Origin of the sequence: Paraflavitalea speifideaquila, from assembly GCF_032395985.1 — a bacterium.
Taxonomy (GTDB): Bacteria; Bacteroidota; Bacteroidia; order Chitinophagales; family Chitinophagaceae; genus Paraflavitalea; species Paraflavitalea speifideaquila.
Genome location: NZ_CP135920.1, coordinates 7,437,743 through 7,455,000 on the forward strand (window position 1 = coordinate 7,437,743; position 17,258 = coordinate 7,455,000).

The 17,258-nt window shown below is 45.0% G+C and carries 16 protein-coding genes and 1 pseudogene; 3 read left to right on the plus strand and 14 right to left on the minus strand.

What is annotated here, in order from left to right; genetic code table 11:
• Positions 1-375: 375 nt before the first annotated feature.
• The 10 genes and pseudogenes from RS881_RS50980 to RS881_RS51030 all read right to left on the minus strand — a co-directional run bounded on the left by RS881_RS50980 (position 376) and on the right by RS881_RS51030 (position 12,313).
• Positions 376-1,587, minus strand: coding sequence for an ROK family transcriptional regulator (locus RS881_RS50980; RefSeq protein WP_315817830.1), 1,212 nt, complete (start codon positions 1,585-1,587; stop codon positions 376-378).
• Positions 1,588-1,909: 322 nt separating this feature from the next.
• Complete coding sequence (locus tag RS881_RS50985) at positions 1,910-2,779, minus strand: PorP/SprF family type IX secretion system membrane protein (RefSeq protein ID WP_315817831.1); 870 nt, start codon at positions 2,777-2,779, stop codon at positions 1,910-1,912.
• Between the two features lie 34 nt (positions 2,780-2,813).
• A complete protein-coding gene (locus RS881_RS50990; RefSeq protein WP_315817832.1) occupies positions 2,814-4,013 on the minus strand; it encodes a T9SS type B sorting domain-containing protein in 1,200 nt (399 codons plus the stop codon).
• Positions 4,004-5,902: an Ig-like domain-containing protein gene (locus RS881_RS50995; protein WP_315817833.1), complete on the minus strand. Its 1,899-nt coding sequence runs from the start codon at positions 5,900-5,902 to the stop codon at positions 4,004-4,006. Before RS881_RS50995 ends, RS881_RS50990 begins: the two co-directional genes overlap by 10 nt.
• A 330-nt stretch (positions 5,903-6,232) precedes the next feature.
• A complete protein-coding gene (locus tag RS881_RS51000; protein WP_315817834.1) occupies positions 6,233-7,804 on the minus strand; it encodes a hypothetical protein in 1,572 nt (523 codons plus the stop codon).
• 137 nt (positions 7,805-7,941) lie between these two features.
• Positions 7,942-8,955: a hypothetical protein gene (locus RS881_RS51005; protein ID WP_315817835.1), complete on the minus strand. Its 1,014-nt coding sequence runs from the start codon at positions 8,953-8,955 to the stop codon at positions 7,942-7,944.
• A gap of 128 nt (positions 8,956-9,083) precedes the next feature.
• Positions 9,084-9,617, minus strand: a complete 534-nt coding sequence (locus tag RS881_RS51010; RefSeq protein WP_315817836.1) for a hypothetical protein — start codon at positions 9,615-9,617, stop codon at positions 9,084-9,086.
• A 276-nt stretch (positions 9,618-9,893) separates the two neighbouring features.
• The gene (locus RS881_RS51015; protein WP_315817837.1) at positions 9,894-10,472 is read right to left on the minus strand and encodes a hypothetical protein; all 579 of its coding nucleotides are present in this window, start codon (positions 10,470-10,472) and stop codon (positions 9,894-9,896) included.
• Positions 10,473-10,719: 247 nt separating this feature from the next.
• Positions 10,720-11,675, minus strand: a pseudogene (locus RS881_RS61120) (putative oxidoreductase C-terminal domain-containing protein).
• A gap of 83 nt (positions 11,676-11,758) precedes the next feature.
• Positions 11,759-12,313, minus strand: a complete 555-nt coding sequence (locus RS881_RS51030) for a hypothetical protein (protein WP_315817840.1) — start codon at positions 12,311-12,313, stop codon at positions 11,759-11,761.
• 76 nt (positions 12,314-12,389) lie between these two features.
• Here RS881_RS51030 and RS881_RS51035 point away from each other — a divergent pair, with 76 nt between their 5' ends.
• The 3 genes from RS881_RS51035 (at position 12,390) to RS881_RS51045 (ending at position 14,173) form a co-directional block, all read left to right on the plus strand.
• Positions 12,390-12,950 carry an ORF6N domain-containing protein gene (locus tag RS881_RS51035; RefSeq protein WP_315817841.1) on the plus strand — a complete coding sequence of 187 codons (561 nt, stop codon included), beginning with the start codon at positions 12,390-12,392 and terminating at the stop codon, positions 12,948-12,950.
• Positions 12,951-13,042: 92 nt separating this feature from the next.
• Complete coding sequence (locus RS881_RS51040) at positions 13,043-13,660, plus strand: acyltransferase family protein (protein WP_315817842.1); 618 nt, start codon at positions 13,043-13,045, stop codon at positions 13,658-13,660.
• A gap of 120 nt (positions 13,661-13,780) precedes the next feature.
• A complete protein-coding gene (locus tag RS881_RS51045) occupies positions 13,781-14,173 on the plus strand; it encodes a hypothetical protein (RefSeq protein ID WP_315817843.1) in 393 nt (130 codons plus the stop codon).
• A 189-nt stretch (positions 14,174-14,362) separates the two neighbouring features.
• Here RS881_RS51045 and RS881_RS51050 read toward each other — a convergent pair whose 3' ends face one another.
• From RS881_RS51050 to RS881_RS51065, 4 genes are all read right to left on the minus strand, one after another.
• Positions 14,363-15,163: a S41 family peptidase gene (locus RS881_RS51050; protein ID WP_315817844.1), complete on the minus strand. Its 801-nt coding sequence runs from the start codon at positions 15,161-15,163 to the stop codon at positions 14,363-14,365.
• Between the two features lie 86 nt (positions 15,164-15,249).
• Complete coding sequence (locus tag RS881_RS51055) at positions 15,250-15,984, minus strand: hypothetical protein (RefSeq protein WP_315817845.1); 735 nt, start codon at positions 15,982-15,984, stop codon at positions 15,250-15,252.
• 201 nt (positions 15,985-16,185) lie between these two features.
• Positions 16,186-16,635 (minus strand): hypothetical protein, encoded by a 450-nt coding sequence (locus RS881_RS51060; protein WP_315817846.1) that lies wholly within the window; start codon positions 16,633-16,635, stop codon positions 16,186-16,188.
• Positions 16,604-17,206 (minus strand): alpha-L-arabinofuranosidase C-terminal domain-containing protein, encoded by a 603-nt coding sequence (locus tag RS881_RS51065; protein WP_315817847.1) that lies wholly within the window; start codon positions 17,204-17,206, stop codon positions 16,604-16,606. The genes RS881_RS51060 and RS881_RS51065 overlap by 32 nt, the downstream gene beginning before the upstream one ends.
• Positions 17,207-17,258: the final 52 nt, after the last annotated feature.

Consider the following 17,258-nt stretch of genomic DNA (forward strand, 5'->3'; position numbering starts at 1 on the left):
ATTAATTTGGAAAAGGTACAGAACTTTTTAAAATAATAACAATAGTTTAATAATTATTTTATAAACTATCCATGTTTCGAACAATGCACTGATCTCCCCTGGAAGAAACAAGTAACTCCCGGACTAAGCATAGGGATAGTAAACAATCGCCCTATTGCCCTACTATTACATTCAATATCAATATTTTGAAAATAATTTACAAAGCGAAATACGCTTAGAAGCTACTTGTGGGGGGAGTCTACTACCGGCTACAGTAATTAAGTAGAGTGACCCTGGTAAGATTATTAAAAACCTGCCTGCTGCAATAGCAAAAATTTATTGTAGGCAATTGTATGGTATCCGCCAATACATATTGTAGTACACTTCCTGCTGGGATTAGGAAAGTAAAAGCTCCTTCTTTTTCCGGTGCATACGAACCTCATCAAAGTGTTCCATCACCAGGGCTGCAGCACCCAGGCGCTCCGCATAAAAACCAAGCGGCGAGATCATGATCTCTATATTTTCCGCTATTTTAGGAATGCAGTGCTCATTCAGTGCCTGTTGTACCGGCGCCAGCCAAAGACGGCCGGCTAATGCGCCTCTTCCGCTAAGCACGATCAGGCCGGGATTTAATATATGTATCAGTATGGCAATGCCCCTACCAATATGATAAGCAGCCTGTGATAATAATTCCACTGCGTACTTATCGCCTTTTGCCCCGGCTTCCATTATTAATTTGCTTGTTTCTTCCAGATGTCCCAACGGCAGGTCCTTCAAAACAGAAGTCCTTCCTTCCTTCAGCCCTTTGATAGCCTTTTCTGCCATTACTTGCAACGAAGTCTCGGTTTCCAGGCATCCCATTTTGCCACAATTGCAGATCTTATTATTGGTAAACAGTGGTATATGACTAAACTCACCGGCAAATCCGTTTTGCCCCCTGAAAAGGCCACCATTGAGAATCATACCCAAACCAATACCCCAGCCAATATTAACCACCATCGCATTTTGCTGTTGGCGAGCGGCTCCTAATTTCCATTCTGCAAGGGCTATTAAACTGGAATCATTATCTATTAATACGGGTAAACCTGTAACAGATTCAATATACTGGGAGATACTGTTGTTATTGGTACTGAGAAAGGAATAGTTAATACCTTTCTGACCGTCAACAAATCCAGGCATTCCAATGCCAATGCCTGCAAATTTCTCTCTGGGTATGTGTGAATTAAGAATAAACTGATGAAGATGCCGACCCAGTTCCTGCAAGGCATGCGGGTTTGAATGGAGATCAAGCTCAATGCGTTCCACTTTGGCAACTATCTGGTTGGACATGTTCAATATACTAATGTGAGATATGAACTGGTCCATGGCCACGGAGACCACATAAAAAATATCCGGGTTCACTGTATATACCTGAGGCCTGCGCCCTCCCTTTGAATTGGCATGACCTGATTCATACACTACTCCTTCTTCTACCAATTCATTCAGTGCTCGGGCTGTATGCGGTAAACTCTTATCCGTTAAGCTGCTTAATTCGGCACATGAGAGTTTACCATTAAAGTATAAATGCTTAATCAAAGACTTCTTATAAACAGCCTGTTTCTCTGACACTTATTATCGTTTTTAATTAACCGAACCAAATTTTATGAAAAGATACGCAAGTTTCGTATGCAGGATCATATTGGTTCACTAACTAACGGAATAACTTATTCACCCCAAGAATATTCGTTTATTAACTAAGCAATAACACATTCTTTCCACAAATTAAAGTCCAATAAAAAGGGAGTTGTTGCAACTGCTCCCTTTTTATTAAGGCGAACGGACGTTTACCAGCGAACACGCGACACATTGCTTTGCCCTTCACGCAGAAACCGATACCCCAACATCAGCTCATGGCTTGCCTTACTATAAGACGATCTTAGTTTATTGATACTCAATCGTAATTATAGCCCACCCCGATAGCCGGTGTAATATTTAACCCAATACTGCCGCCAATGGCATCCTCCATCCTGTAAGAGAGGCCCATCCAACATATATTCCGGTAACGCAGCTTAGCCGAAACATCATATCGCAGGGGGTTGGCTAAGTCAGACTTAACGATGCCCGATAGCCACAGGGCCATGCCCTCCTCATCAAGATCAAAACAGTAACCACCGGCTGTTAATAACTGTGGTTTATATTTTGACTGACTATGCGCCACATCAACAAACCTGGAAGGCAATAGCTGGATCAGAGAGGCGCCCAGAAAGAATTTTCTATTTCGTAATAACAATCCGGCATTGAGATCGGGCGAATACTTTTTGAGGATAGCTGCCTGGCCCGTAGCCGCCGGATCATAGGGCAGATCGGGATAAATGCTTTTCGACACATCGTATCGTACCTGTTGTATACCACCTGAAACACCCATGGACAAAGCCAGGTAGGAGGATAAGGGTAGGTGATAGGCATATCCCAAATTCATATTAATAGTTGAATAGGGACCTATTTTATCCTGGAACATATTAAACCCCAGTCCATGACCGGCAAATAGGATCTCATTGTTCTCTACGTCATACGCCTCCCAGGAAGGTTGGTTCCTGTTCCTCACCGGCAAAGTGCCACTGATCCAGGTTGTTACAGGAGCGCCATCAATGCCCGCCCACTGTTGACGTATGCCTGTTTGTACCTGCCCATACCCTTCCAATCCAAAAGCAGCTGGATTGAGGAAGGTATAATTCACCATGTATAGAGATTGCTGCGGACGGGTTTGGGCCTGCAGACAGTTGATCGAAGCAAACAGTAATAGTATTATAAATGTTCTCATGTCGGTAACATTAGGTGATGATAACTAACAGCATTTACCTTATTAGGTTAAGCCATCCTTTGTATGGCTCAGCATCTGCACTGGTACGAACTACATAGAAATATACCCCTGCAGGTAGTGGTTTGCCATTGATCCTGCCATCCCAGCGGGTGAAATTGCTGGCTTCAAAAACAGTTTGCCCATCCCGGTTTATGACAGTAACCTGCGCATTGGGATGGTTTTTTAATTCAGGAATGGTCCAGTGATCATTGATGCCATCACCGTTGGGCGAAAAGGTATTGGGAATGCTTAATGGTTGTGGCCCAATGTGTGTATTGAATATTTCCTTACATCCTGCATCGCTGGTTACCGTTACGTCATAATCGCCAGACGATTTAACTACGATGGCTGGGCTGGTTTCGCCCGTATTCCATAGATAGCTGGCTCCCAATGGGGCCTGCAAACGCCAAAACCTGGTTACACCAGCACCACTCACCGTAAGCACAATCGTTCCGGCAGGTAGGGGATGAACAAGGAGTGAAAGGGTATTGCTTGCCGGGGATATACATCCTGCCGCACTAATGGCCTTCGCCTGATAACTGCCGGTTTTTCCGATGGTGAGCGTGTTGCCATCCACACCTGTGGACCAACTATAATCTGTTGCATCAGGCGATAGGGCTGTATAGATCACCGCCTCTCCGGCGCATATTTCAGTTTTATCATTTTGTTCCTTAATAAAGGGCGCCGCCGGATTAGGGTTGATCAGTACCTGGGTGCTGGCCGTTTCGGAATGACAGCCATTTACTGTAGCAATTACTTGATAAGTACCTGAGGCCAGGGGTAATACCTGGGCAATTCCCGTAGATTGAGAGGCAGCCGAAAATCCGGCAGGCCCCGACCAACTATACGTAGCGCCAGGTATAACAGAAGCAGTAAGTTGCAAGGGAAACCCTTCGCAGATCGGTGTATTAGCGCTGGACTGCGGCGTGGTTGGTTTAGGCTTCACCAATACCGCCAGGTTGGCTGGCAGGGCCGAACAATTACCGATGGTGGCAGTCACTATATAATTACCCGAAACAGCGGGTGTAGCATGGGCTATACTGGGATTTTGTGCCATGCTGTTAAACGACGCAGGGCCAGTCCAACTAAATGTAGCACCCGGTGAGGAGGTAACTGCCAGTTGTAAGGTTTGTTCTTCGCACAAGGGCCCATTCCAGGAAGGGTGAGGAACAGCCGGTGTAGGATTTACCACCACATCAATTTGTTGCCGGGGCCCTCACAACCAACGGCATTTGTTTGACTCGTATAATAAGATACAGTACCTGGAAGCATGGTAGACGGTATAGGAGGTATTGTATTACCAGTACCATTAGCTGGCTGGCTATACCATCGTAATGCGCTGCCGGTAGCTGCCAGTGCCGTAGCCGAAGCCCCTTCGCAATACACCACAGGGCTGGTGGCCATCGGGGGAGCCGGTAATGGATTTATAACAACATCCAATTGCGCACGGGGACTTTCACAGCCCGCTGCACTGGATTGACTAACGTAATAAGGGGTAGTTCCCGCAGCAACAGTTGCTGGCACAGGAGCCGAAGCATTGGCCGGTCCACTAGCCGGCAATGTATACCATTTAAGGGAAGAGCCCGTGGCAATGAGCGCTGTAGCCGTAGCGCCTTCACACCAGGTCACGGGGCTGGTAACGCCAGGTGCCTGGGGATTGGGATTAACAACAACATCAATTTGTTGGCGAGGGCTTTCGCAACCAGCAACACTCGTTTGACTCACATAATAACTGGTGGTGCCAATTGAAGAAGTAACAGGCACAGGTGCAATAGCATTACCAGTTCCATATAATGGATCAGTATACCATTGCAGCGAAAATCCTGAAGCAGTAAGTGCCGTGGCAGTAGCTCCTTCGCACCAGTTGACAGTTGTAGCAGCTGATGGAGCAGCCGGCGGAGCATTGATCGTTACGTTAATTCTTGAACGGGGACTTTCACAGCCTGCGGCATTTGTTTGACTTACATAATAAGCACGTGTTCCTGCAGTAGTAGTGGAGGGTATTGGAGCAGTAGTACTACCGGTAACGATCGTAGGCGAGGTATACCACTTCAAAGAGGTACCCGCAGCGGTAAGCGCTGTGGAGGTAGCTCCTACACAATATTGAACTGAACTGGTAACAGCGGGAGCTATTGGCCGGGCATCCACCACTACTTCCACTTCACTGCGCAGGCTATAACATCCATTAGAGATACTTAGGGCCTCCACATACCAGGATTTGGTGGTTGGGGCTGCAGTAGAGGGTGTAGGTACAGGGATGGCGGTACCACCATTCGGTACATCGTACCATCGATAATAGGTGCCATAAGGGGTAGGGGCAGTGGTAGCATCATTCTGACAATAATTGATAACCTGTTTGTTTAAATAAGGAGGATTGGGAGGAATGGCGCCTGTGATCTGCACATTGCGGATCTGGTGCTGACTGGCAAAACCGCCAATACTGGCACTGAAGCCAAAGTAGCCACGAAAGTTGATATTGTAATTGCCATTTACTATGGGTGCACCTCCATCCATGGATACCGAGATGGCGCCATTGTTGTAGGTAAGCAGGCAATTGTGCCAGTTGCCGTCAGTAACATAGGTTTGGCCAGCGGCAATATTGCTGACGAGCGTACTATTATTACCCTCATCATAAAACCTTGTACCGCCATTAAATCCATGAAGACTCACGCGAGGGTTATCACGCGTCATATCATTACTATAAGTATCCAGTAGCAGGGCAAATCCATTGGCATAATCGGGTAACCCTATACTGGAACCGGAGCCAAAAGCATTGGGCGGATTGACCAGGTAATAAAAAGTGATCCCATCTGCATGGGTAATACCGTTTCCAGGATTAATGATCTGGAAATCGAATGACACTGTGAATTGAGAACATTGACTCAGGTATAGCGGGTCGTTGTGATAAACATATCCATAATAGCCACTGGAGCTGGTGTTGTTGGTGAGCACCATGGTATTGCCATCGATGCGAGCCGATCCACCGTAGGTCCATCCGGTAGTAACCATCGGATTGCCGGTTAATGATACGGCGTAATTGTTCTGCGCGCCGGCATTTCCAGCCGTCACCAGGCATATATACAAAAAAAAGTAGTAGTGTTTATAAAACGGAGTAAACCCGCTAAAAAGGCAACTGAGAGAAAGGGTGGTTTTCTAAGGCGCATATTTTCAGGGTTGGCAGTAAAATGCCACAAGAACTGAAAATGAATCCTTTATTGATATCTTCCCCCATTACAGGGAGTTACAGACAGCGTTACAAATCGTTACAAACGGCTGGCCCACTCTTCCAGCCGCATTTCTTCCTGCAATCCCGCTTTTTTACGCAGCCGGTGCCAGGTAACACGGATGGCCTGTGAGGATACCCCAGGGCCGCCGCCATTTCCTTATTGGAAAAATTCAGCTTAGCCAATGCCATCAATCGTATCTCTGATGGACTGATGCCCGGTATTTTTCATTGAGCCGTTGCAGGTACCCTGGGTACACCTGTTCAAAGAGGTCCCTGAACCGCCCCCAGTCTTTTCCCGTAAGCAGGATGCTCTGTTGCAATTCCTCCAATATCTTATTGGCGCCAAACTGTTCTTCGAGGTTTTCTATCAGCTTATTTTTTTCTGCAATATTGCGGGTAAAGTCCTGCAACTGGTGTTGGGCCCTGGTCAATTCTTTGGCCGTTTCTTTCAATTGCAGTTCCTTCAGGGCCTGCTCCTGCCGATGCAAGCGCCGCTTATTACGGTATAGGTATACCACCACCAGTACAATAATAATGGCCAGAATGAGCAAGCCATTAAACTTCAGGTTGGTTAATTTACGGCTGTTCTCTACATCGATCAGTTTGGCTTTTTGATCATTGATGGCTTCCTTTTGCAGGGCACGGGCCATCAATAATTCGCGGGAGGCGCGGTTGAGACTGTCCATGACCATCACGATCGAATCGGTATACCGGGCTGCCAATTGGTGTTGCCCTTTGACCGTATATAGCTTTACCAGCAGGGGAAACAGGTTTTTATTACGCCAATACTGGCCTGATCTTTCAACATATTCTTTTGCCCGTAATGCGGCCGATTCGGCAGGCACCAGCTTGCCCTGAATGAAATAAATATCGGCCAAGGGCATCAGTGAGCCTGCGGCAAGCCCCCAATCCTGGTCAATAACTGCCCGGTTAATGCAAAGCTGCATTTGAGGGATTGCTTTTCCAAAATGGCCGCGCAGGTACTCCAGATGACCCAGGTTGCCAGCTACAATACCTATCCAGGTAGAATCCTGTGTAGGTGCACAAAAATCGTTAAGGAAGTTCCAATAATACGCAGCTGAATCAAGGTTGCCCATTTCCTGGTAAGTAAATGCCATTGAATTAATAGCATGTTTGTAGCTATAGGCAAATCGGTCCCTGGCTTTCATAGCTGGTATAATACGATAATAATGGATGGCCTTTTTGTAGTCTTTGAAATGAAAGTAAGCACTGCCAATATGAAAGATATGCTGGATCTTATCCGGGAAAATTTCTGCTGAAATAGGTTGCAGCAACTGATCCAGTTGTTGATATTGTTCCAGGGCCAGTTCATAGTTGCCGATATCAAACCAATAATATTCCGCCAGCATATCATGCGCCTTGGCCTCTACCATCGGTATATCAGCAGCACTACTTTGGTTAATCGCCTGCGAAAGCATATACAGTATCCTGTCTTTCTGTTGAGGGTAGCGATTACGCAGGTACCAGATCTTATAGAGTATGGTTTCCAGCGCCAGCGCATCATCGCCATGTTGAGTTGCAAATGTGTACAGACTATCAGTGAAACGGAAAGCCTTTGCAGAATCAGGTTGAAAATGTACCTCATCGCTTATTTCCCACAACAGCCGTTCACGCTGTATATAGGTTTTATTGAGCAGGCTGTCAAAGCGGCTTTGACCTGCCAGAGGCAGCCAGCCAACCAGGATGAGGAGCTTTAATAATAAGACCTGTTTTCTACCAGGAATAGAGGGGGCATACATACTGGTTAAAGATAAAACAAATAAGCCCCAACCCTACAGATAGCATAAACAAGCAGCGTTCCTTCATCAGGAATGCTGCGGAATGTAGAATAAGTAGACTATTACTTAGGTGTTCTGGGAAATGCCCCGGCTAGCCATCAATTGATGCGCACAAAACTCTTTTCGTTCCCCTGGCCTTGGAGCATAATTTGTATCACCCGGCCATCCTCACTGGTAAAATTCAACTTTACTTTATAGGGCTGATTATAATTGCCTTTACCCACCAGCGTAAATTTCTCATTTGAAGCCAGCGATAAGGGCTTCGGTTTCGATGATTGCCATTCCGCTTTACCTTCTACTTTCTCAATACTGGTAAGCGTTCCACCAAGCCCTTCATTCCTTATTTCCATCTCTATCCCGTTGTTTGAATAACTGGTATATCCACCATCACTCATAATAGGTCCATCAAGGCGGAATATATTATCCACCCGGTATTTATCTGGTCTGCCGCCATTGATCTGGAGGCCATTGAATTCATTTTGCATATCATAATCATTGCAAATGAGTTTGGCTGAATCACCACGACTGACCGTCACTGTTTCGAGGGAATTTCCTGGTTTCAGAAAAAGGTCGGCAATGCCCAGAGGTGAGGTAGCATAATCGGCCGTAGTAATAACAGAAAGCTGAATATTGTTTTTATCTAGTCCGGTTATACGCGCATATCTTTTGGAATAACCGGTTACAGGCGTAAATACATAATAATCGTCCAGGGAAGGTTTCCGGAACATCGCAGCACTGAGCGCATTGCTGATGGCAAATTGCTTTTTCTGGTATTGTTCCGAGCGGTAATGATCTACTTTTTCGCTGATCGAATAACATATATATACAAAGAATACCAATAATGGTCCGGTATAGGTGTACCAGGGTGTTTTAACACGCAAGTCGTTACGCCCTCGAAGTACCTGCATGTATTGTTCCGGCATTTCATACAATTGGTTATCCTTACGAAGCGCCCATTTTTTTCCCAGCGAAAAACAAGGAATCCAGAAAAGGTGAAAATAACGTTGCCTAACCTCTATCTTATAACCAGGCTGTGCATTTTGAGAAAGACCGGCGGCATAGGGATCAATTGACTTGATCCTGAAATGATTCCAGCCAAAGACAATACTCATAGGGGTGGGTTTTGGATTAGGTTCTATAACGTAAAATACAGGGCTTAAATTACCTTGACCATACTCAATAAAAAGGCCGCTACCTGTATAAAACGGGTAGCGGCACATACTAATTTTTAATATAGGTATTACTCTACTCTCCTGCCCTGCATTTCGCGCTTTTCTATCTTGAGGGTATTCAAGGCATTTTTCTTGATCATAAGACGGGCTTCTGAACCTGATGGCAATATGTAATAAGTTTTCCCATCATACTTGATCTCACCCAGTTCACGCCCCCAGTTGTCAGCATAGAGCGTATAAGGGGCACGGCTATCGCGCTTCAGCTTACCAAAGGTCAGGTAGCGTCCCTCACCCACTTCAAATGAAATATCCATTTTATCATCATACGCCCTGGTACAAACGCCTGGAGTGTTTTTCTTCAGGGTGATGATATTTACATATTTCCCATTTTCAAATTTAACCACACCCGCCGAAACCTGGGCCGATCCGGAGGCCACTTCCCGGCGCAGCTCCACATCTCTATCTACATAATATTGTAGTTTAGTTACGGGAATATTACTGGCTTCAATTTTAGATCGAACAGAAGAGGTAAAATAGGTTTTAGGCGTGCTACAGGAAGCTAACACCAATACAATGAAAGAGGTAAAGATTACTGGCTTCATAAATAGACAATTAGCAGGTTCACGGTTTAAAAATAATGTATTTACAAATGTGCGGTGTTCTGACCTGCCAGCCGCCTTTTGATTAATAAGGAAACGTTAAACCGGCATTACTGAATGAAATATACATGGCACATAATGGTAGTTCTTAAACAGGATGATGAAGATCAAAAACAAAAAGGTCCAATGGCGCATATATAATTATGCCCCATTAGACCAATCAATTGGGTACGGATCTAAATACGGAAATGTTAAATCGCCGTTAACGAGAACGGTCGTTTACTTAAAATCTTTTCTGGCGGCTTTTAACCGGGCCGTAGGCAGGTAGATCTGGAAACCTACTCCCAGTACAAGATTGCTGGAAGTGGGCTTGCTGCCAAAGCCAATAATACCCTGGTATTTAAGCAAGGCCTCCAAGCCAATATTAGGTGTAATAAAATAAGCCCATCCGGGGCCGATGCCCAACCCAAGACCATTGGTATTATCTCCCACCGCAGGGTTATCACCCTCAATACCCACATTGCCTTCCAGGAAAAAGCGGGAGTGGCCAATCAGATCATTGATCTTTTTATCGTTCACATAGTAACGCCCCAAAGCACCAACGCCATAGCTAACACCAGTCCCTGCCCCCTTTGCTGTGGCTACTCCTACTGTCACATATCCACCCAAGGCAAGGCCATCCCTGATAAACCAGGCAGCTTTGGGATTGATCATCATATTGAAATTCCCTCCCTTATCCAGGCTCAGGTTGAACTTGGCAAGATCAGCTCCTACCATCACATTACCAGATTGGATCTGAGCGTTAATTTCTTGTTTTGCAACCAACAAAATAATGAAGCATGTAATAATCCTTTTCATGGTGTTCATTTTTTTGAATTTACATATAAGAAAATTATGCCCGGCCGCCATAAATGCCAAAAGTGTAGAAACTATTAACCAATCAGGGTGTATTTCCGGGCAGTTAGCCGCCCATTAACATATTTCCCTTGGCTCATACATAGCAAAATAACTACCAATGCTTAAGGAATACCGGGGAGGGCTAAAAGCAAAATATCACCAACGACCAGCTTTGGCCATTGATGATATTTCGTGGGGATATTGTGTATTACTTACGGTTAGCTATCTCCAAGGCTTGGGTGGCGGTAAAATACTTCGCCAATATGCCCGGCACTTCCCAATCGGGTAATTTACCAGCCTTGAGGTATTGCAGGTAGCGCTCCATTACTTCACCAAAATGAGCTTCATGGCCCGTTTTGAATGCCTGTGGTATGACCAGTTTCCACCCATTGGCTATTTTTTCCAGGCTTAACCCGCCATACCGGCTTTGTAGGGATTGGATGCCATTCTGTAACGCCTGGGCATACGCAGTATCGTTTTTAACTGGCAGGATATACAAGGTAGGCTGGTATTTTTCTGCTGCACCCTGTTTAATTTCCAGGCTGGCCAAGGTTCCTTTGAGCAGGGAGTAATGCGTGTCGCCACTTCCTTCGGGTGCTTTATAATCCCAGCGGGCAATCATCTTTACATGAATGCCTTTCAGGGTATAGTTCACTTCGCCGTTGGCATGCGTTTGCAAAATAGTATCCCTGGTTACATAGGCCTTCAAGAAATCGGGGAAACTGTCTTTTTAGTAACGGCTGTAAACTGAGCCAGGGTAACAGGCGTGGGCCATGTGCGCGCCGCATTGACCTGTATGTCTTTTTTGTAATCCAGGATGACATCGGGAAAACATTCCCATTGTACCAGGTCAATGAGGTGTGTACCCACATCAGCAATGGCTTCGCCTTGTTGTGTAGGATCAAAGAACCAGGAAGGACGTGTCAATGCCTTACCGGAAACAAATTTGTAAAAGTAGTGTACACTTTCAATCACCACGCCGGGATCCTTGGCAGTTCCTGTTTGTTGTTCGCCAAATACAGGTGGGATATGCGCCAGCTCTTTCTGTAGCAGATTGGTGATCTCCGAGCGTTCAGTCATGATATCATACAGCAATACCTTTTTGGATGCAGCATCGGCAAAAGCTTGTTCCAGCAAGGCAAAATTGGCTGCGGTGATAGCCATGGGTTTATCGCCCAGTACGTTGAGCCCTGCTTCCACTGCTTTCTTAATATAGGTAGTTTTTTGTTTGTTGTTGCCGGCCAGCACTACCACATTACCTTTTTATCCGTGATCATTTTATCGAGGTAGTCGCTCCCTGTATATACCTCTTCTTTCCAGTGCGTAGGGTTTTCTGGTCGCTCATTATATTGCTTGATAAGGCCCAGGTAGGCATCCAGTTCGGGACCACCGGGAGCATATACATGCACCACCGAATCAATGTCGGCGTTGGCAGTCTTCTGTACCAGGGCTGCATGAAAATGGCCCGGATCAAGCGTAATGATTTGCACGGCTGTACTGTCTGTTGGTTTATCAGTGGGGGTGATGGTGATTGGCAGGCTGGGAATAACGCAGTAGCAAAAAGCGCCAGCGATGCCAATGACAAGCGATAGATAGAATGTTTCTGCATGGGATAAAAATACGGTGTTAGCATTGCAAATGAATGTGCTTCCATAAGATTTTAACCTGCTGATCACTAAAGAGAAACTTAAACGTTTAAGAAGCTCACATAAAAGCCATTCTTCGGCCCTGTTTTTTATAAAAAGTTTCTTATTTTGCCATTTACCCCCAAAGAACAGCAACATATTTCCTTTCCTTTTCATCCCCTGATCTATACACTAAGCCGCATTTTATAACTCTTAAAAGTCCTGCTAAACAAACAGGTACTACATTATTAATATGCAGATCATCCAAAACATTCAGCGTAGAATTTACGAAATTAGAGGAGAAAGGGTAATGTTAGATAAGGATTTAGCGGTCTTATATGCAACCGAAACCAAGTCCCTGAACCTCGCAGTAAAACGTAATATTAAGCGATTTCCCAAAGACTTTATGTTCCAGCTTACTAAAGAAGAGTACGAAACTTTGAGGTTTCAATTTGAAACCTCAAACACCGGTAAAAAATCTTTGAGGTTTCAAATTGAAACCTCAAAAAGTAGAGGCGGAACACGATATTTACCATATGTATTTACAGAGCAGGGCGTAGCCATGTTAAGTGGCATCCTTAACTCTGCTAAAGCTATCAAAATGAACATTGCTATCATGCGTGCCTTTGTAGAAATAAGGCGCATAGCACTAAAACAAGATGACCTAAGAGGTCAACTGCAAGAGATCAAGCAACGTCTTGGAGAACATGACGTTCAGCTTTCCTCTATTTATGATGCTATTGAAAACCTTCTGGATGAGAAGGTAGAGAAAAAGAAGTGGGAAGAGCGGGACAGAATCGGATTTAAAAGATAGCTCCGAAATCCTTAAACGGCTGACCCACATTGCCTGCACAAATTATTAGGGCTATTGCAACACAGTGATTATATTTAGATTAAAGTTATTGCATGGTCACTAACAATGAACGGTTCCTTTCCCTTGACATCTTCAGGGGACTCACTATTTGTTTTATGATCATTGTAAATTCAGCAGGCTGGGGAGCTCCTTCTTATGCCCCGCTGGATCATGCCGCCTGGTTTGGATTCACCCCCACCGATCTGGTTTTCCCTTCATTTCTTTTTGCAGTGGGCAATGCCCTGAGCTTCTCGAAAACCAAATACACCAGCGACGCAGCCTTTCTGTCGAAAGTATTTAAACGCACCTTCATCATCTTCCTGCTGGGTTACCTGATGTATTGGTTCCCCTTCTTTCACCGGACTGGCGATGGCGCCTGGGCATTTAATCCCATCAGCCATACCCGTATCCTGGGTGTATTGCAGCGCATCGCTCTTTGCTATTGCATTGCCGCCTTACTGATACATTATGTGCAAAGCAAAGGACTTATCGCTATTTCGATTGCATTACTGCTTGGTTATTGGGCCTTATTGTATTTGTTTGGAGAACCCGGACAGGAGCTAACCCGGCTTGGCAATGCAGGCACCAAACTGGACGTCCTTTTGTTGGGTAATGATCACCTGTACCATGAAAAGGCGGCCCGGTTGCTTTTGATCCGGAAGGTATATTGAGCACCCTGCCTGCTGTAGTGAATGTGATTGGCGGATACCTGGCCGGAATCTTTATTCAGCAAAAAGGGAAAAACTTTGAAACTATTGCCCGGCTTTTAATGTCCGCAGCTATCCTGATCTTTGTATCCCTTTTTTTGGGCACAGTTCTTTCCCTTCGCTAAGAAATTATGGACAAGTAGTTTTGTATTGCTGACCGTTGGACTCGACCTGGTGATCCTTTCGCTGTTGATCTATGGCATTGAAATAAAACAATGGAGAAAGGGAACGGGGTTCTTCCTGGTTTTCGGTAAAAATCCTTTGGCCATTTACTTATTATCAGAGCTGTTGTTTGTTGTTTTCCTGGTGCTCATGGTACAGCCCCATACCAGTTTTTACCAATGGGTGAACCAGTCTTTCTTTCAAAAACTCTTGCCCGGCTCCCTGGGCAGTTTGGCATTTGCCGTTTCCTTTATGCTACTTTGCTGGTTGGTAGGTTATTGGCTGCACAAAAGAAAGATCTATATCAAAATATAAAAGGGATCAGTTAAATGCTGACCCCTTTTGTGATCCATGGCTATTTCGTTTTTCCCTGCTGCACATATTCGATTGCTTTCAGAAGTAGCTCATCTTTATTATTTATAAACCCATTAATAGTTGGTTTTACGTCAATATCCGGAATGATGCCAATTCTTTGTGTTTCTTTCCCATCAGGATAATAGATGCCTAGTCCGGAAATATAGGTATAAATACCCCTGGTAGATTAATCAATGCCACATTGCCATCGGCGCCTGCGGTATAAGAACCGATCAAAGCAGCTCTCGGTGCTTTGCGGAATACCATCGCCTGGAACTCAGTAGAGCTCTGGGTTTCTTCATTGATGAGGATCGCTATTTTATGAGAGAAATAATCCGTGGTTCCTGCTGTGCCCATGCCCGTAGGTAGAGAAAAAGGAAAGAGCCCAGGATAATCCGGAAAGGGATAAGAGAATTTGACAAATACCTGGTTGGGAGGCAAGATCAGATTACCGATCAAATCGCCGGCCGTCTGAGTTTTGGGGTATTGCCGATTGTCAATGATAAGCCCTTTTACACACTCTACCAGCGCCCTTAATTGTAAGCTATCCTTGCGTTGCAGGTTACCCAGGTTAATATAACCAATACTGTCTTTAATCCTGCTTAATGCCGAATCTCTTTCATAAGCAAAGGTGCCAAGTTTACCCGGGAAGCGACCTTTTGACAAGAAGTTAAAAGAGGTAAGTTGCCTTACCTGGTTATTTCTTCTAACTACCAGTTCACTACTATCTTTGGGGCTCCTGACAAGAAGATACTCTAAGCTATGCAGCATGCTGCCATAATTGGAGGCAGAAATAACAGGTCTTTTTTTATCGATCAACTGCTTAATGGTAAGTCCATCAATGCTTTCAACTATATCACCTTTGGCAATGCCTGATCTTTGGGCCAGCGTATCATTGGTGATGTCAACAACCAGCGCTTTGCCTTCTATGAACTTTATTGTAAAGGGCATATAATAATTTCCATTGGCTACTGTAATGGTTTTAGATTGTACAACAGCATGACCATCCTATATGGTAGCAATAAGTTGTTGCAGCGTTACCGTATATTCCTGAGCATTGGCAGCAGCCAGCATGAGGGGAATGTATTTTTCAACACAGCATCCCAACTTTGGACCAGGTTATATTTATAAGGATACCAATACTCAATAATACTCCAATACCTGAACAGCGCCAGTAAGCGGTATTCAGCAGTGGGATAGGACATACTACTATAAGCATTTTCATGCTCAAAAGAAGCTAAATGAATACCTGCGTCCGACATAAAACGCACATAATATTGATCACCCCGGGCTCTATTGGCATGTATATACAAAAGTTGGTCATTTAATTTCTTAGAGAAAAATCGGGGTGATCCAGGAAAGATCAGGCCGCAAGGCAACTTTATTGAAACTGCTGTCCTTACAGGAATCACAGCGGGGCACATCCCCAGCCTGGTGATCCAAGACAATAAAGAATCGTTTCTTTCCCGCTTGTTTTTTACTGCCAGGTATGAAGGAATAAAATCAATTAATTCTTTATCCCAATTGTATTTGCCTTTTGCAATAGCAGGATGATGGTATTTCAGAAATCCCCAACATTTACCCAGAATGAAAAGATTATCTAGTTGCGTTTTAGTCAGCGTGGATTTTAAAGCGGGTAATTGCATCGTTGAAGTGGTAGCAGTCGGAGGAACCTGACCGAAGACCCCGGTAACGAACAGGCATAATAAGAGCGCAATTATAAGTGGCATAGGTAAGTACTTTGAGTTGGAAATAGGTTCTTGTTTGTTCATAGATCAAACCTATTACAGCTCAAGGGGCAGGAAAAAAATGTTATACCAACCGGTATTTGCCCGGTACAAAGCCGGTATATTGTAAACCTGTCTTATGTTAAAGAAGCAGTAAAGTACAGGTTCAACCAGCCCCGATCTTTGGATAATATTTCATCATTACAACGACAGACAGCCTATCAATGATAGCCGTATTGAATTAGTTTATCGCCGGACCTGCTTTTTCCAGCCCCCGTCCTTAATGCGCAGGATGGAAATAGACAAGGGGCTAAAGGTTGTTTCAAAAGAAGGTTTTGTACCCGTAAGGATAGAACGAACCGGTATATATTGTACCGGATTATCCAGTGAGTTCTCGGCCTCTGCAGTTGGGGCTTTAAAATTATAAAGCCCGGCCGTAGAGCCTACAACTGCTATACCTTCCAGGTTAATGCGGGTGCTATATGGAGTTTCAGAAGCGTTTACCAGCTTAAGAAGATATCGCCTGTGTGGGTCCCGACCGGCAATGCTGAAGAATTTCTCGGGGTCGCGATAGGTAAGCAATAGTTTGCCATCCAGGTAACAAGTAACCTGGTCAATACCCACTTCAGCGGCCCTTGCGCTGTTTGGGCCAACGCACTGTCTTTCACCTCCCAGCTGCCACGGATGGCCTGCCATTCGTCTGGCCGGTTAATGAAATCACTCTTATAAAGCGTTTTGCCTGCTTTGACACTTCAATATCACGGTATTCTGTTTGTGTGTCCCAGGTAGCTAATCCAATGCCACCGGTAAACTGGGGCGCTGGACTGACCGTGGGTAACCGGATGACGGTGGGAGAGAGATTATGCCCCGCCCGGTGATCATTCATCATTTTAATGGCGTAATAAGAAATACGCCCAAAGCTGCGCCCCGCATCGAAGTTGATGAGGTTCACCGGCCAGTGCTGTGTATTTACATTCTCAAACAAAGGTGCATAGCTGGACATTTTAACGAGATCGCCATTGCGTTCCATGCCCATGATGTATACGGCATCATTCAATGCAGCCAGCATATTGCCGCTGCCTACGCCTGCATTGGTAGCGTACTCTCCCACATACACGTCCCAATCTCCACGCTTGTATTTATCAAAGTGGTCATAATTATTGAAAGCCCAGTAAGCCCCTTTGTAAGCATGTTCATCGGCCATATCAACCCGGTGCATACTATCGAGCGTACGCTTGTTGATGTCACCAATGCCCATACTGGCCATGAGCGTAAGCTGCGGATATTTCTTTTGATGGCATCATAGAAGATATTGTACC

Excerpts from the sequence above, each read along its gene's own strand:
- RS881_RS50985 (WP_315817831.1), bottom strand. The coding sequence starts at position 2,779 with ATGAGAACATTTATAATACTATTACTGTTTGCTTCGATCAACTGTCTG.
- RS881_RS51000 (WP_315817834.1), bottom strand. The coding sequence starts at position 7,804 with ATGTATGCCCCCTCTATTCCTGGTAGAAAACAGGTCTTATTATTAAAG.
- RS881_RS51005 (WP_315817835.1), bottom strand. The coding sequence starts at position 8,955 with ATGAGTATTGTCTTTGGCTGGAATCATTTCAGGATCAAGTCAATTGAT.
- RS881_RS51010 (WP_315817836.1), bottom strand. The coding sequence starts at position 9,617 with ATGAAGCCAGTAATCTTTACCTCTTTCATTGTATTGGTGTTAGCTTCC.
- RS881_RS51015 (WP_315817837.1), bottom strand. The coding sequence starts at position 10,472 with ATGAAAAGGATTATTACATGCTTCATTATTTTGTTGGTTGCAAAACAA.
- RS881_RS51030 (WP_315817840.1), bottom strand. The coding sequence starts at position 12,313 with ATGAAAAGGAAAGGAAATATGTTGCTGTTCTTTGGGGGTAAATGGCAA.
- RS881_RS51035 (WP_315817841.1), top strand. The coding sequence starts at position 12,390 with ATGCAGATCATCCAAAACATTCAGCGTAGAATTTACGAAATTAGAGGA.
- RS881_RS51040 (WP_315817842.1), top strand. The coding sequence starts at position 13,043 with ATGGTCACTAACAATGAACGGTTCCTTTCCCTTGACATCTTCAGGGGA.
- RS881_RS51050 (WP_315817844.1), bottom strand. The coding sequence starts at position 15,163 with ATGCCCTTTACAATAAAGTTCATAGAAGGCAAAGCGCTGGTTGTTGAC.
- RS881_RS51055 (WP_315817845.1), bottom strand. The coding sequence starts at position 15,984 with ATGAACAAACAAGAACCTATTTCCAACTCAAAGTACTTACCTATGCCA.
- RS881_RS51060 (WP_315817846.1), bottom strand. The coding sequence starts at position 16,635 with ATGGCAGGCCATCCGTGGCAGCTGGGAGGTGAAAGACAGTGCGTTGGC.
- RS881_RS51065 (WP_315817847.1), bottom strand. The coding sequence starts at position 17,206 with ATGGCCAGTATGGGCATTGGTGACATCAACAAGCGTACGCTCGATAGT.